Raw genomic sequence first — 14,816 nt, forward strand, 5'->3', positions numbered from 1 at the left:
CCGAAACTGCAACCCACCACTCGGCGCAGGAGTTCCGGGGTGGATGGTATACCCTAGGGGGTATGCGTACCCGTGCCCTCGCCCTGTCCATCGCCGCCCTCGCCACCATCGGCATCGGCCTTGCCGGCTGCTCCTCCAGTGAAGTCGGCAACGCCACTGGGTCGTCCGCCGTGCAGGGGCCCGCGGCACCAGTCGCGGTTCCAAGCGCCCCAGAGAGAGTCGATGCCGCCCGGTTCGCCGAGGTCGTGGCCAGCCCCGGCGTGACGATCATCGACGTCCGCACGCCGGAGGAGTTCGCCGCGGGACATATTCAGGGCGCGGTCAACTACAACGTCCAAGGCCCTGATTTTGGCAACCAGATCGGCGCGCTCGAGCCCGCTGGTACCTACGCGGTGTACTGCCGCAGTGGCAACCGCTCACAGGCGGCTGTCGCCGTCATGTCCCAAGCCGGCATCACTGGCATCTACGAGCTCGAGAGCGGCATTGTGGGCTGGGAACAGGCGGGACTGCCCACCGTCTCCTAGCAGAGCGGGGGCTGTCATCAGGAGATCTCACGCGATACGCAAAGCCTGAGTCTGATGCGAATTCATCGGGAGGCCTCCGCCCTGATCACCACCAGTCGGTCCCCGCGCTGCAGGACGTCGAGTTGCTCTTCGAAGCGAAATACCCGACCCGAGCGCACGACCGCGAGTACGAGCTGGCCACTCTCATCAAGCCGGGAAGGCGAAATGCCCAACTCTTCGCGCGTGATGTCACGTTCAACAATATTGAGTCCACGCGTGGCGTCAAGCAGGTCCTCCATGATCTCTCCAGCAACAGGCGAGACCAGCGAGAGACCCATGAGATGCCCGGCCGACTCAGCCGTAGGGATCACGATGTTCGCTCCCGACTGGCGCAGGATCTCAGCGTTCACCGACTCGCGGGCAGCCACAACGATGGTGGCATCCGGCGCCAGCCGCCTGGCGGTGAGCGTCACAAGCACCGAGGCATCGTCTTCATCAATGGCAATGACGACGCGCGCGGCTCTACTGATCTCGGCGTCCTTGAGTACCTCTTCTCGCCTGGCATCCCCGACCACGCCGACATATCCCAAACGTGCGGCCTCCTCAGCTGCTGCGTGATCACTCGTGACGACAACGATGCTGCCAGCAGCATTACCGCTGTCGACGATGGTGCGAGCCGCCGAACGGCCCTTCACGCCGAAGCCGACGATGATTGTGTGGTTCTCCACGTGCTTCCTCCATCGATTGGACCGCCATTCATGGCGCGTGCGCTGGGTGAGGACCTCGATAGTCGTGCCAACCAGCACGATGAGGAACAGGAACCTCAGCGGGGTGATGATCATGATGTTGGCAAGGCGCGACGAGTCGCACACCGGAACGATGTCGCCGTAGCCGGTTGTGGAGAGCGAGACTGTGGCGTAGTAGAGCGAGTCGAGAAGGCTCGCCGTGCCAGTGACCCCGCGATCTGCGTAGCAGTCCCTCTCCACGTACACGAGCAAAGTCGTGATGACGATCGCACTGAATGCGAGCAGCAGGCGGACAGCGATGTTGCGCACCGGGCTCAAACGGCCGCTGGCAAAGAGCAGTCGGTTGCCCAACGTGCCAGTCGAGCCATCGTCAGCGGCATTGCGAGCGGGACGCCGCACGGGAGGCATGAACCGACTATCCCATCCCTTCATGTGGGCTCATGTATCCGAGCACGATGTCGCAATTCTTCTTGGCACTCTTCACTGCTGAGAGGGCCAAACCACAGAGGATCGACGTGCCCTGGTCAGTGGATCAGCAGGCCACTTCAGGGAACGTGGAAAATGCTGCGTAGCGTGTTCACAGCGCATGACTATGGACATGAGTCCGATGGCTCATCCCGCCAGCTCTTGCACCAGCTTGCATCTAGCATCAGTTCACGCACATCAGGCCAAGGAGGCCCCATGCCCGACTCCCCAGATGTATTTGGCCCGGGTGACGACATCACTCTTGGCACGCACCCCGTCTCCCCGAAGGGCACGCTCATGAATATCGTGCCCGGGACAAACCCGCCTATTTGGAACGTGAAGATGCAGGACGGCAGCATCCTGTCGGTCTATGAAGGAGCACTCACGCTGAAGCAGAAGGCTCGCGGCAAGGAATAGCTGACAATCTGCTCAGTGGACGCGTGCTGTCAGGCGGCTAGTGGCTTGAGTTGCGCAGCTCCGAAGGACACTGAGAATCGGTCGCACCAGATCGACACGCTCGTCAGTTCGGACAAGTCTGCCTTGGCCGGAATCCGGTAATTCTGGCTGCCCTTGTTTCCCTTGAGCGCTCCGAGGTCAACATATGCGCCATCGTCGAACACCAACCAGCCGCTTGGGCCCTGGATAACCGGGGCATCGGTGAGCCAGACCTTCAGGTCCGGACCATTGCTGGTGTCCAGGTTTTCGATGCGCAGGACTCGCGAGCCGTCGGGCAGCCCGATCACCTTGGCAACTCCCGACGTTCCATGCTCATGGCTGATGAAGGTGCCACTGGCCAGCACCTTGGCTGCTGGCTTGGCGGGAGGCGCAGAACGTGACGGCTCAGGCGTGGGCGATGCCGTGGCGGGCGCGATCGCCGGTGCGCTGGCTGCAAGCGGCGAGGCCTCATTGACCGTCGTATTGGTGAAAAGCTTCCAGGGCTGAAAGAGGTACATGCCCACTGACAACACCAGCACCGCGACGAGTGCTGTCGGAATCACGACCGCAGGGCGGAGCAGAGCCTTCATATGAACTCCTCAGGTGCGGGCATAGGTGCAGGCTGTGCTTCCAACAAGGCCTTGGACGCGCAATTCACCCACGGGGTTCCTAGGTCATGGATGATCCCGCTTTCTCCCCATCGATGACCGCCTATACCCAAGTGCGCCGGTTTGCGATGAATCTGGCGGCACTTTGACCCTGGCAGCGAGGCCGGTGATAAACCTTTACTCTGGGGGCGTGAGCAAGCTTTCGGGGGAACCAAGACTCTCACCACAGTGGTGGGCGATGCTGGCTGGCAGTGCCATCGTGCTGGTGGCAATAGCTGTGCTTCCCGTGGACTCAATCGAGCGTTCCATGGTGGCCCGTGGCGCCGGGCTGCTCGCGAGCCTGATCTTCGTGCTCACCTTTCTTGGACTGCCAAAGAGTGTTCGATCAGTGTGGTTCTGGCTTGGCGGATTCCTGATCCTCACGGCAATTGGCGACGTCATCTACGACTATCAGGTACTGATACTCAAGGTCTCCGCATTTCCTGGTACGGCAGATCTCTTCTACCTCGTCAGTTATGTCTTTGCAATCACCGGACTCTTCATCCTCGCGCGGAAGCTGAATCCAGGTGCCGATCTGTCAGCTTGGATCGATATTTCGATCATGGTCGTGGCTGCTGCCGGCATTGTTGGAGCATTCGTCATTGCCCCGGTGTGGAGCTCCATTGAGCAGTGGGACTTGACCACCGTGCTCTCACTCTTGTATCCACTGCTGGATCTCGTGCTGTTGGCCGCCCTCGTCCGAGTGCTCATGCTTCCGCATGCGCGCAGCACAGCGATCACCCTGCTCGCAGCTTCAATGGGACTGTTTCTGGCCTACGACCTGATCTACAACAACCAGCTCCTCGCCGCCGTTTGGACGCCTGTCAGCTCGATGGAGGTGCTGTGGACTGCCGCCATGCTGTGCATTCCACTCGCTGCACTGTCGCCTGGAGCGCGGCAATTCGAACCTCTTGACCCATCCGAATCAGGAGCAATCTCAACCACAAGGCAACTCATCGTCGGCATCAGCGTGATGGCGGTGCCAGCGATCGTCCTGCTCGAACTGTTCATCACTGGCTCCGTCATTCTTCGATGGCTCGTCCCGGTGATTCTTATTCTGCTGGCACTGGTTCTCGTGCGTGTGCATTTGCTGCTGCGAGCCTCGCAACTCCAAGCTGCCAAGCTGGCTGAATACCGCAGCAAGGATTTCCTCACTGGACTGCCAAGTCAGCAAACGTGGGATGAGCAGCTCCAGACGAATGTGACGAACGCTCGCTTGGCTGACGGCGTGCTCACCATCGCGATTCTTGATATTGACAATGCCGAGCAACTTCGAACAGCAAGAGGCCAGCACGTCAGCGACCTGCTGCTGGTGTCCGCGACTATCGCCTGGCTCGAAGAGCTCACCGCCAACGATGTGCTCGCTCGCTATGGACCTGACGGATTCGCCCTGATGGTTCAGCGCGAATCGATGAAGGAAACCCAGGAAACACTTCGTCGCGTGGTACGAGCTACTCCCGAAGGTCTTTCCGTTTCCTCTGGAGCTGCGCTTCTGCGCGGAGACCAGGATCCTGTCGAGGCGCAACTGCGAGCAGCAAGTGCCATGCAGGCATCGCGATCCACAAGAAGAGATCTATTGGAACTCGAGCTCGACATCACCAGCTGAACGTCTCAATTCGCGGCGAGAGCTCTCCTGAACAGCGGCACCAACTGCTTGCTGGCACCGATGGAGATGTGCCCGTCATCGCGATACAAGTACAGATCGCCCAACTGCGTTGTGCATTGATCCTGCGGGCAGAAGTACATGCGGGGTTCCACGACTTTGGCTCCCGTGGCTGCGGCCGCAGCCGCAATCCCCGCGCGAGCCGCCTTTTGGTTTGCATCCGCAAAAGCCAGTGGCATCACTGACTTCAGGTTCGACCCACTTGCAAGTTCAATGGCAGAGAACTGGTGCGGATCAGAGGCATAGGGCTCAGCGAAGTACGGCACGTCCTGCGCAAGAATCACGCGATGACCTGTCTCCTGTAGCTGCCGGACAGTCGATTCCAGACCGGCAAGAAGAACTGCGCCCTTCGCCTCGCGCTGATTGGTCATCGAATCGGTCGTCGAACCCGCAGAGAACACCTTTGAATTCCAATAGACACTGGAACTTGACAGCACGACATCACCAGGTGCTTGGTCCTTGAGCCAAGTGAGAGTCTTCTGAACGAATTGACGGCACTTGGATTTGGGAGCCGCAGACGAACGGAAATGGACGTCAATGAACGGGCAGGCATTTGCTGTGGCGATGGTAAGAGGTCGACCACTTGACTGCGCTGCTCCAATGACCGCCTCGCTCAAATGATCGGCGTGTGAATCACCGATCAAGTACACCGGCGCTCCCTTTGCGTCAGCGTTCCACAGACAGGCATTTGGTCTGAGTTCGCTCGGCGCAATGGACTTGTTGCAGCCAGCCGCGTTGCCAGCGTGCATGGGTGAGACGGCAGCGACGAAGTTCTGCACACGCGGGTTCCAAAACCCATTCTCCGCAGCCGACCACAGAGCAAAAGCAAGGACGATAGGGGGCACCATGGTGAAGGCAACAAGTCGAGCCATGCGTGGCTTGCTGACATCGCGGAGACCTCTGATGGGCTGCTCGAGCCAGTTGTACGACGCAATGGATGGCAGCAACGATGCAACTGCAGCAATGAAGGCGATCCCCGGAGTGCTGGGCCACAGCATCAAGGCGAAGACGATGAACGGCCAATGCCACAGATACCAGGAGTACGAAATGTTTCCCACTGCCACAAATGGCGATCGCCCAAGGAATCGACTCACCGCGTTGTCTCCCTGCATGCCGCACGCAAGAAGAAGCAAGGTGCTCACGACAGGCAGAATCGTCCATGGCCCTGGCCACACGGTCTGTTCGTCAACTAATGCAAGTGAGATAACCAAACCGATCACGCCGGCGAAGCCGAGGATCAACGCAGTGACGCGGGAGAGGCGGATCTCCACCTTGCTGGCCGCCAGTGCGAGCAAGGCACCGACTGCGAACTCCCACGCTCGACTTGCCGGGCCGTAGAAGCCGCTGACCCAACTTGGCATGAGTGGAATCTGATAGCCCTGAGCCTCCAGCATGGCAATGGCGAACGAAAGCACGGCCACCAGCCCAACCAAGGCAGCTGGAATCCAACGAGCGTTGGCTCTCTTGGCAAGCTTCCAACCGATGAACAACAAGAGCGGGAAAATCTAGTAGAACTGCTCTTCAACGGACAACGACCAGGTGTTCAGCAATGGGTTCGAAGCTGCGGGTGCATCGAAATAGCCACCTGTGGTCTTTGCGATCACCACGTTCGCGGTGAGCAGTAGAGCGCCGATCCCGGTCTGGGCCGCAATCTGCTGATCGCCCATCGGCGACTGAATGAGCGCGGAGACCACGACGACGACGCCAACCAGCAGCGCCAGCGCTGGCGTGAGGCGGCGAAAGCGCCGCGCATAGAACGTTGAGAACTTCACACTCTGCGTCCGCACCCATTCGCGTGCGAGCATGGCTGTGATGACAAATCCAGATATGACGAAGAAGACGTCCACGCCGAGGAATCCACCTGGAAGGGGCAGGCCAGCATGGAAGGCAACCACAAATCCAACGGCGAGCGCCCTTAGGCCTTGAATATCCTCACGGCGGTTCTCGCGCGTATTCGAAGATGGCAGGGCCTGCGGCGTCATTCATTCCTCCAACAGCCCGTCAGCCCCACATTCGAGCCACAGTCTATGACTGACACAGATGTGACGAGCGCGACAGCGAGTCGTGTGCGGCTGGGGACATCGCAGCCTTGACGTATTCTGGACGACCGGCCACTTGGCCCATCCCGTCCACACTTTCAGGAGCAGAGTCTTGACCGAGGTCCACGGCCGAAAGCGAGTCGAGGTCACGACGGCTGCGCTCACCACCGTGGGCGTGATCATGGCGGTCTTCGCGCTGCTCATGGTCGGACTCTCCAATTCGGCACGAGCAGGTGAGGCACTGCCAGGTGAGAGCCCGGCAACACCAGCTGTTTCAGACTCACCCGCTCCAACGGCAACACCCGAACCCACAACCATCGGATCGACATCAGACATCAAGAACGTGGTCCTGCTGCTTGCCGATGACTTGGACTGGACGGTCTTCGACCAGGTCCCGCGACTCGCAGCATTGAAAGAATCCGGAACAACTCTCACGAACTTCGTCGTGACCAATTCGCTGTGCTGTCCATCGCGCACCTCGTTCATGCGCGGCCAATTCGTGCATAACCACCGCGTGATCTCCAATGTGCCGCAGACCGGCGGCGGGTGGCAGAAGTTCTACGCACGCGATCTGCAGAACGATTGCCTGCCGACGTGGCTGCAGAAGTCGGGGGTCAAGACCTCGCTATTCGGCAAGTACCTCAACGGCTTTCCGCTCAATGCTCCAACTGAGAACTACATCCCCCCGGGCTGGGACTACTTCGAGACATCAACATCAAGGAATCAAGCCTACGAGGGCTACAACTACACCCTCAACGTCAATGGCACCTTGGAGAAATACGGATCAGGGCCGAGTGATTTCTTGAACGACGTACTGACTTTGGATGCGGCGCAGCACCTTTCGACCTTGCAATCACCGTTCTTCATGGAGTTTGCAAGCTACAACCCGCACACGCCCTTTCCGGTGGCACCGCAGAACGCTCAAACCCATCTCACCGGCGTTCAACCGCGAGTACCTTCCTTCAACACCAAGGGCACGGATGAGGTGAGCTGGCTGAAGGCCCAGCCCACTCTCTCCTCCAGGCAGGTGGCCAATCTCGACGAGTTGTGGCGCAAGCGATTGCGTTCTGCGGAGTCTGTAGCCGACTCATATGACGCTCTGCGCGCACAGCTGAAAGCCTCCGGTCATCTTGACAACACGTTGATCATCGTCGCCTCCGACAACGGATATCACGCAGTCGTGCATCGACTTCCCACCGGCAAGCAGTCCGCCTTCCGCGAGGACGCGGTCGTGCCTGCCATCTTCATCGGCCCGGGCATCGCCCAAGGAGCAACCATCAGCAAAACCACTTCAATGGTGGATCTGGGACCCACGATCACTGAGATCTTCAAGGCAGACACTCCCAGCTACGTGGACGGTCGCAGTTTGATGCCGCTGCTGAATGGCCAGACTGATGTGCCTTGGCGCACTGCCACGCTGACAGAGAGTCTGGCGCGTACCAAACCAAGCGATCCTGACTATTCACGCATTGTTGCGCCGAATTTTCACGCGCTGCGCAGCGAGCAATGGCTCTACGTTGAATACGTGAACACGGACGTCGAGTTGTACGACCTGCGCACAGATCCCTATGAAATGAACAACGTTGTGCGCACAACGAATCCGGCAATCCTCGCTCAACTGCGCGCACAGCTGGAGGCAATGAAGCGCTGCAGCGGTGAGAGCTGCCGCACTGCCGACAGCATGCCCAACGGGACGATCAGCGGGCCAGCATTACTCGTTCAATGATGTGACGCGCGGCCTGACCATCATCGAAGGGACAGAAGCGGGCACGAAATTCGGCCAGGCGCTGCGCGCTCTGTGCGTCCTGGAACTCGCGGTTGACGAAGACCTTGACGAGTTCAGCCTGATTGATCGCCACGGCCCCTGGCGGGCTCGCAAGCAGATCGAAATATGTCCCTCTCGCCTCCTGATATGCCTCCCAATCATCAGCGAATATCACGATCGGACGATTGAGCACTGCGAAGTCGAACATCACTGATGAGTAGTCCGTGATGAGCAAGTCGGCCGCCAGATAGCAATCGACAATTGACGGCAATGCCGAACCATCAATGACCCGGCCCGAGGCCACCAGATCGTTGATGCGCGGCCCCAGGCTCGTGGTGTGGTGCGCGCGAACGATGAACACGTAATCTTCCGAAACGTGCTCAATCAAGTCTGCGAAGTCGATACGCAATGAAGTGTCGCCTTCAACATCGCGGTAGGTCGGCGCGTACAGGACCACCTGTTGATCAGGTTTCACGCCCAGGCGCGCACGGCTTGCCTGCACATCGTCCGAAGTCGCATTCACCAGTACGTCATTGCGCGGATAGCCATATTCAAGCCAGGTGTATGAACACGGATACGCGTGCCCCCACATCTCTGTCGAGTATGGATTTGAACTCACAGCGAAATCCCAGTTATCGCTGCGCCGGAGCAGGTCCACAAATTCCTGACGACTACGCGCTGCGTCAGTTGCAACGACGCGGTTTCCCTTGCGCGGAGCCACCCGCTTGGGATCGATTGCATTGCTTGCCACATCGTGACCCATGACATCCAAGCCACAGTGTTTCAGCGGAGTGCCATGCATCGTCTGGATCATCTGCTGACCTGGGCGCTTGACGAAGGCCCCCGGGAAATTCACGTTGTTGACGAGGTACTTGGCGCGGGCAAGCACAACCCACTGCTTCAGGGAGTTGGGAGCCACATGAGCAACGCCTGCCGGCAGGCGAGCAGCCTTGTCCTTGTCCATGATCCACACGGCTTTGAAGTCGGGGGCGACCTCGGGCAGTGCGTCGAAGATCGCCTTGGGGTTGCATCCGAATCCGCTTCCCCAGTATTCGGAGAACACCACAAGCTTGGGATCCATGGGTCGCATGCGCGCAACGATGTAGTACAGACGTCCGACAGCACGCACCTTGCGCAAGGTGCGACGGACCGGCCAATAGATGCGCCCTATGAAGCGACGAGTCGGCGCCCGCTTCTGATCGACCCAGCTGTACATAGCAAAGGAGCGGTAGGACTTCTTGCGAAACAAGCCAGCGCGAATATTGCTCGGACGATTCTGAGTGTGATCACCTTCAGCTTCCGGGGTGTGACGTTGGACGGAGACTGTCGCCTGCTCGTAGAACCGTCGTCGCTCGGACTTTGCAAGTCTTCCGCCGTGTTGAAGGATGATCACATAGTGATTGACCATGATGTCGAACAAGTGTCGACGCATGCCTTCGCTGATACCAATGCGATCAGCTTCAGCGAACACTCGGTCGTACTGAGCGAATACATCGAAGTGTCTGGGACTGGTCGTACCAAGGATGTTTCCTGAGCGACGCTGTCGATAGAGCAGCACCACACGATTCAGGGAAACTGCAGTGCGCGCATTGAGCAGCACCGTGTACGTATAGGAAATGTCCTCATACAAGCCGGTTTGAAAATGCACATCGAGTTCCTGCAGAAAATCTCGCCGATAGGCCTTGTTGCAGGCGATCGGCAGCAGGTTGAACAGGCGTCGGTGCTCCTGCGGCCTGAAGACACCCACTGAGAGATTGGCCAGCAACTCGGCTCCCCAGCTGACCGCCTGCCTGCCGTCCCACCACACGCGCGAGTAGTTGTAGATCAACACCTCGGGCAAGTCGTTTGCCCGCAATTTGTCGGCAATGGACTTCAAGGAGCCAGGAGCGAATGTGTCGTCTCCATCGAGAAACAAGATGTACTCGCCAGTAGCAGCGGCCAGGCCAGCGTTTCTAGCCATGCCCAGGCCAACATTTGCTTCCAGATGCACGGGTCGAATGCGGGGATCCAGGCTGGCCATCTCGTCGACGATGCGGCCACTGTGATCAGGAGTGCAGTCGTTGACCACCACAATTTCAAAATCGCTGAAGTCCTGCTCAAGCACCGATTCCAAGCAGGCACGGATGTACGACTGCACGTTGTACACCGGAACGATGATGGAGAAGAACGCCATGAAGGTTGAGGATAGGCCTTGCACACTGACGCTCTCGCGCATGTTTGGTCAGGAGTCTCACAACGGCGCTGTAGTAGGGTCAGCGGGTGAATTTGGGATCAAATGACTGCCTCAATCCAGTACTCGTAGGTGGCACTGGCCGCAGTGGATCCACGATTCTCGGACAGATTCTTGGGCACCATCCCGAGTTGATGCTCACCGATCCACCAGAGATCAGGTTCCTGGCAAATGACCACGGAGTCGCCGAGGCGCTGACCATGGCCAAGGGACCATTGCGGCGGCGTCTGCGCTCCAAGCGTGAGGCGCGCCTGTGCTTGGAGCGCACCAAGACCCTGTGGTTCTGGCGTGCAGCCAAGATCGGACTGCACACCTCGATCAGCATCGAGGACCTTAATCTGCTCGGCGAGGCCTATCTCGCGGAGTTCGGCAAGGATCCAGTGGCAGCCTCACAGAACTTCACCTACGCCATCATGGCCAAGGTTGCCGCGGAGGCCAAGGGTCGTCGCTGGGTCGATACCACTCCGGCGAATGCCCGGATTTCGGAGCAGATCGAGCCGATCTACCCACAATCGCAGGTCATTGCGATGATTCGCGACGGCCGCGACGTGGCTGCCTCATTTGTTGAGCAGAATTTTGGCCCGAACGAGATCTTCGCCTCCCTGCGCCAATGGGAGAAGCGGACCCTGCTGATTCATCAGGCAACTCTGGCCAGCGCGCCAGGGCGTTGCATCATCGTGGACATGCTGGATCTGGTTGATCGCGAACGCGAGCAGACCTTGCAGCGCATCTGTGACTTCCTCAACGTGCCACTGGACCCTGGCATGAAGTCATGGTTTGACGAGACAGTGAACGCCGAGAATGCCCATGTGGGACGTTGGCGCACCCAGTTCGACTCCGACACCACCTTGGAGATCGATCGTGTCTATGGCGAGATGGTCGAGCAATTGCACGACCAGGGGGTCCAGATCCCTCTTGTCTCCTGAGTCGGTGCACGTGCGGGCTGCAGCGCCGGGGCATGATGGGCCGCGCGGGGCTTCTAAGGTATGCAGCCCAATGAACAAAGTAGGCAATAGATGAGCGAACGAGTGGGGACACCGGACCGTCCAGTCCACGTCTTCCTTCCTCATCGCGCCGGGCTGCCCCGCCTGAGCACCTATTTCGTCACCTTGTGGCGCCGACGTCACTTTGCCATCGAACTGTCACGAGCATCGATGCGCGCAGCTCACACCAACACATTCTTCGGGCAGTTCTGGCTCGTCATCAGCCCGGCGCTGAATGCTGCGGTGTACTTCCTGCTCGTCAACATCATCCGCGGCGGCAATAGCGGTCCAGATTTCTTTCTTCACCTGCTTGCCGGGCTCTTCGCCTTCAACTTCATCTCGGCGACGATGAGCGCCGGCGCAAATTCTGTAGTGAGCGGTGGCAGTCTCGTGCTCAACACGGCATTTCCGCTCTTGCTGCTGCCATGGTCTGCATTGCGAACAGCCTTCTTCCGCTTCCTGCCATCACTCATCATTCTGCTGGCCTTCTTCACCTACTTCGCCTTTGTCGGGCCTCATCCAGTCTCCTGCGATGCAGCTGGCGTCTGCGTGGAACTCAACACTGTGCACTTCAGCCCAGTCCAACTCATGGCAATCCCAGCATTCCTGTTGATCTTCGTCTTCGCTGCTGGTCTTGCCGCGCTCATGGCAACTGTGCAGGTCTACTTCCGTGACACCACGCAGTTCCTGCCATACGCCACCAGAATCTGGCTCTACCTGTCACCAGTGCTGTACTACGCCGACCAATTGCAGCCATGGATGCTGAAGCTGGAGTACTTCAATCCGCTGTTTCCGCTGCTCGGCATATGGACCGACACTCTCGCTCGCGGGGTCATGCCGTCACTGAGCTGGTGGTTGGGTTCAGCAGCCTGGGCATTTGGGACCCTGCTGATCGGAACCTTGTACTTCGTCTCCCGCGAACGTGAGTTTGCGGTGCGAATTTGACCCGGGCCAAGAATCGAGGTGAGTGCTGATGGAAGACGAAATGGGTGATCCGATCCCGCAGATCGCACACCGCTCGATCTCCAACGAAGTGGCCATCACTGTCTCAGATCTTGATGTCACCTACCGGACCACCATTGAGAAGCGCCCAACCTTGAAGCAGGCGATCGTCCGCCTCGGCCGTGGCAAGCGTTCAGTACGCACAGTCGAGGCGCTCAAGGATGTGTCGTTCCAGGTCAATCGCGGCACGGTACTTGGCATCATCGGTCACAACGGCGCTGGCAAGAGCACGCTCATGCGGACGGTGGCTGGCATCGTGCCGCCTTCGCGCGGCAAGGTGGAGGTGGTGGGGCGCACCAGCACACTGCTCTCCTTGGGTGTTGGATTCAATCGCCAGCTCACCGGTCGTGAGAACGTGATCCTGGGTGGCTTGGCAGCTGGGCTGACCAAGGATGAGCTCGAGGACCGCTATGAGCGCATCGCTGAATTCGCCGATATCGGTGACTTCATCGAAATGCCCATGCGTTCCTACTCATCTGGCATGGCTGCCCGACTCGCCTTCAGTGTCGCGGTTCACCTTGACCCCGACATCCTGTTGATCGATGAAGCGCTGTCCACTGGCGATGCTGTGTTCAAGGAGAAGGCCACAGAGCGCATGCAGCAACTGGTCGACAACTCCAGCACCATGCTGTTGATCTCGCACGCCTTGCGCACGATCATCAACATGAGCACAGACTGCATCTGGCTTGATCACGGAAAACTGATGATGCGCGGCAACCCCGAAGAGGTAGTCAACGCCTACACCGACTACATGCATGTGAAGAAGACTTCAGCAGTCCTCAACGACATGTGACGGGTGCTACTCCTCTACTAATTCAACGCTCGCTGGAAAGTAGCGCCACGCGATCACTACTCCAGCGGCTGCAATCACCGCGCCAATGGTCATCGCCCACCCCATACCTGACACAAAAGCATCACCCGCAACTTCGCTGTAGACCCCTGCGACATTCGATGGGATCTGCCCCGCAGCAATTGACGCCGCTGCCAAGGACTCGCGCGCTGCCTGGACCGCAAAATCGGGAACGAGACTGATGCGATCCCCAGCAGCGAGGATTTCGGCCTCGATGTGCTGCCGGTAGGTGATCGACATGGTGGCTCCAAGAATGGCTACTCCAAAGGCGCCACCGAGCTCGGCGACCGCATCGTTGACCGCAGAACCCATGCCAGATCGCTCCGTGGGCACGGAGGCCAGCACTGCATTGGTTGCCTGCGGCAGAGTCAGCCCCAGTCCGATGCCCATCAGGCCGAAGACACAGGCGATGAATGCGTAGGCGGTCGTTGGACTCAAGGAGCTGAAGCCTAGAAGCCCGATGGTGACGATGGCCATGCCCGACATCACGAGGCGACGCGCACCAAAATGCTCGGCCAGTCGAGGGCTCACGACCGAGGCAAGTAGCAAGCCCAGAGCGCCGGGCAGCATGGCAAATCCTGATTCCAGGGGACTCATACCTTGGACCAGTTGCAGAAATTGCGGAAGGAAGAACATCGCGCCCATCAATGCGAAATACACAACGCCCACAAGGACAATCGCCGTGGAGAACAGCCGATTGGCGAAGAACTGCATCGGCAGCATCGGCCGTGGCGAGTGATGCTCCCACCACACGAAGCCGACCAGCGATGCAATTGCCACACCGGCCGAAGTCAATGTGAACGTGCCCAGTCCCGCATCCGGAATTTCAATGATCGTCACCACCAAGGCAATGAGGCCGACTGCAGACAGTGCCGCACCGATGAGATCCAGTCGAGGTCGCTGCGGATCGCACGACTCCGGGACCAGGATGAGCACGGCAGCAAGCAGTGCGAGCGCGATCGGTGGATTGACCAGAAATATTGCCTGCCAGTCGAAGTACTCCAGCAGCACTCCGCCAATGATGGGGCCAATGGCCACACCCAGCCCTGCCACCGCTGCCCAGATGCCAATCGCTCGTGCGCGCTCTGTGCGGTCTGGAAACACCTGTACAAGAACACTCAGAGTCGACGGCATGATGCACGCGCCACCGATGCCCATCAGGCCTCGGCACACAGTCAGCTGAGAGGCATTGACTGACAACGCGGCCGCCAGAGAACCGACGGTGAAGATTGCCAGGCCGATGACCAGCATGCGTCGTCTGCCGAATCGGTCGCCAAGTGAACCAGCAATCAACAGGCTTCCCGCGAACATCACCGAATAGGCATCAACGACCCACTGCAGTTGCGCAGTAGTGGCGTCCAAGTCCTGCTGAAGACGTGGCAGAGCCACATTGACGATGGTGTTGTCCAAGGAGATCAATGCAAGTGCACCGGACAGCACGGCAAGCACGGTCCATCGATTCACTGAGCGCACGTCGGCGATCCTAGG

13 protein-coding genes are annotated in these 14,816 nt (G+C 59.1%); 7 read left to right on the forward strand and 6 right to left on the reverse strand.

The genetic code is table 11. The features are described from left to right. The first annotated feature begins 62 nt into the window (after nt 1-62). On the forward strand, nt 63-524 hold the full coding sequence (locus tag Q8M73_08380; GenBank protein MDP2288561.1) for a rhodanese-like domain-containing protein: 462 nt from the start codon (nt 63-65) through the stop codon (nt 522-524). A gap of 62 nt (nt 525-586) precedes the next feature. Here Q8M73_08380 and Q8M73_08385 read toward each other — a convergent pair whose 3' ends face one another. Further along, the gene (locus tag Q8M73_08385; protein MDP2288562.1) at nt 587-1,681 is read right to left on the reverse strand and encodes a potassium channel family protein; all 1,095 of its coding nucleotides are present in this window, start codon (nt 1,679-1,681) and stop codon (nt 587-589) included. 249 nt (nt 1,682-1,930) lie between these two features. Between Q8M73_08385 and Q8M73_08390 the strand changes: the two genes are divergently transcribed. After that, nucleotides 1,931-2,131, forward strand: coding sequence for a hypothetical protein (locus tag Q8M73_08390; GenBank protein ID MDP2288563.1), 201 nt, complete (start codon nt 1,931-1,933; stop codon nt 2,129-2,131). 29 nt (nt 2,132-2,160) lie between these two features. Here Q8M73_08390 and Q8M73_08395 read toward each other — a convergent pair whose 3' ends face one another. Further along, nucleotides 2,161-2,739: a DM13 domain-containing protein gene (locus Q8M73_08395; GenBank protein MDP2288564.1), complete on the reverse strand. Its 579-nt coding sequence runs from the start codon at nt 2,737-2,739 to the stop codon at nt 2,161-2,163. Nucleotides 2,740-2,947: 208 nt separating this feature from the next. Between Q8M73_08395 and Q8M73_08400 the strand changes: the two genes are divergently transcribed. After that, entirely contained in the window at nt 2,948-4,402 is a 1,455-nt protein-coding gene (locus tag Q8M73_08400) for a diguanylate cyclase (protein ID MDP2288565.1), read from the forward strand. Nucleotides 4,403-4,407: 5 nt separating this feature from the next. Here Q8M73_08400 and Q8M73_08405 read toward each other — a convergent pair whose 3' ends face one another. Together Q8M73_08405 and Q8M73_08410 are read right to left on the reverse strand one after the other, a co-directional pair. Then, nucleotides 4,408-5,952, reverse strand: coding sequence for an acyltransferase family protein (locus Q8M73_08405; GenBank protein MDP2288566.1), 1,545 nt, complete (start codon nt 5,950-5,952; stop codon nt 4,408-4,410). Nucleotides 5,953-5,964: 12 nt separating this feature from the next. Beyond that, complete coding sequence (locus Q8M73_08410) at nt 5,965-6,441, reverse strand: acyltransferase (protein MDP2288567.1); 477 nt, start codon at nt 6,439-6,441, stop codon at nt 5,965-5,967. A 169-nt stretch (nt 6,442-6,610) separates the two neighbouring features. Between Q8M73_08410 and Q8M73_08415 the strand changes: the two genes are divergently transcribed. Then, on the forward strand, nt 6,611-8,224 hold the full coding sequence (locus tag Q8M73_08415) for a sulfatase (GenBank protein ID MDP2288568.1): 1,614 nt from the start codon (nt 6,611-6,613) through the stop codon (nt 8,222-8,224). Here Q8M73_08415 and Q8M73_08420 read toward each other — a convergent pair. Then, complete coding sequence (locus tag Q8M73_08420; GenBank protein MDP2288569.1) at nt 8,196-10,436, reverse strand: bifunctional glycosyltransferase family 2 protein/CDP-glycerol:glycerophosphate glycerophosphotransferase; 2,241 nt, start codon at nt 10,434-10,436, stop codon at nt 8,196-8,198. The genes Q8M73_08415 and Q8M73_08420 overlap by 29 nt on opposite strands. 86 nt (nt 10,437-10,522) lie before the next feature. Here Q8M73_08420 and Q8M73_08425 point away from each other — a divergent pair, with 86 nt between their 5' ends. From Q8M73_08425 to Q8M73_08435, 3 genes are all read left to right on the forward strand, one after another. After that, complete coding sequence (locus Q8M73_08425) at nt 10,523-11,419, forward strand: sulfotransferase (GenBank protein MDP2288570.1); 897 nt, start codon at nt 10,523-10,525, stop codon at nt 11,417-11,419. A gap of 90 nt (nt 11,420-11,509) precedes the next feature. Beyond that, nucleotides 11,510-12,421, forward strand: coding sequence for an ABC transporter permease (locus Q8M73_08430; protein ID MDP2288571.1), 912 nt, complete (start codon nt 11,510-11,512; stop codon nt 12,419-12,421). A gap of 28 nt (nt 12,422-12,449) precedes the next feature. Further along, nucleotides 12,450-13,271 carry an ABC transporter ATP-binding protein gene (locus tag Q8M73_08435; GenBank protein ID MDP2288572.1) on the forward strand — a complete coding sequence of 274 codons (822 nt, stop codon included), beginning with the start codon at nt 12,450-12,452 and terminating at the stop codon, nt 13,269-13,271. 6 nt (nt 13,272-13,277) lie between these two features. On the opposite strand, the gene Q8M73_08440 is transcribed toward Q8M73_08435, so the two are convergent. After that, a complete protein-coding gene (locus Q8M73_08440; protein ID MDP2288573.1) occupies nt 13,278-14,801 on the reverse strand; it encodes an MFS transporter in 1,524 nt (507 codons plus the stop codon). Between the last annotated feature and the right edge of the window lie 15 nt (nt 14,802-14,816).

It is taken from the genome of Actinomycetota bacterium (genome assembly GCA_030684515.1).
In the GTDB taxonomy this organism is placed as follows: domain Bacteria; phylum Actinomycetota; class Actinomycetes; order S36-B12; family S36-B12; genus UBA11398.

What these genes read in the sequence shown, in the direction of transcription:
- Q8M73_08410 (MDP2288567.1), bottom strand. Translation starts at nt 6,441, where the DNA reads ATGACGCCGCAGGCCCTGCCATCTTCGAATACGCGCGAGAACCGCCGT.
- Q8M73_08385 (MDP2288562.1), bottom strand. Translation starts at nt 1,681, where the DNA reads ATGAAGGGATGGGATAGTCGGTTCATGCCTCCCGTGCGGCGTCCCGCT.
- Q8M73_08420 (MDP2288569.1), bottom strand. Translation starts at nt 10,436, where the DNA reads ATGGCGTTCTTCTCCATCATCGTTCCGGTGTACAACGTGCAGTCGTAC.
- Q8M73_08380 (MDP2288561.1), top strand. Translation starts at nt 63, where the DNA reads ATGCGTACCCGTGCCCTCGCCCTGTCCATCGCCGCCCTCGCCACCATC.
- Q8M73_08435 (MDP2288572.1), top strand. Translation starts at nt 12,450, where the DNA reads ATGGAAGACGAAATGGGTGATCCGATCCCGCAGATCGCACACCGCTCG.
- Q8M73_08430 (MDP2288571.1), top strand. Translation starts at nt 11,510, where the DNA reads ATGAGCGAACGAGTGGGGACACCGGACCGTCCAGTCCACGTCTTCCTT.
- Q8M73_08390 (MDP2288563.1), top strand. Translation starts at nt 1,931, where the DNA reads ATGCCCGACTCCCCAGATGTATTTGGCCCGGGTGACGACATCACTCTT.
- Q8M73_08395 (MDP2288564.1), bottom strand. Translation starts at nt 2,739, where the DNA reads ATGAAGGCTCTGCTCCGCCCTGCGGTCGTGATTCCGACAGCACTCGTC.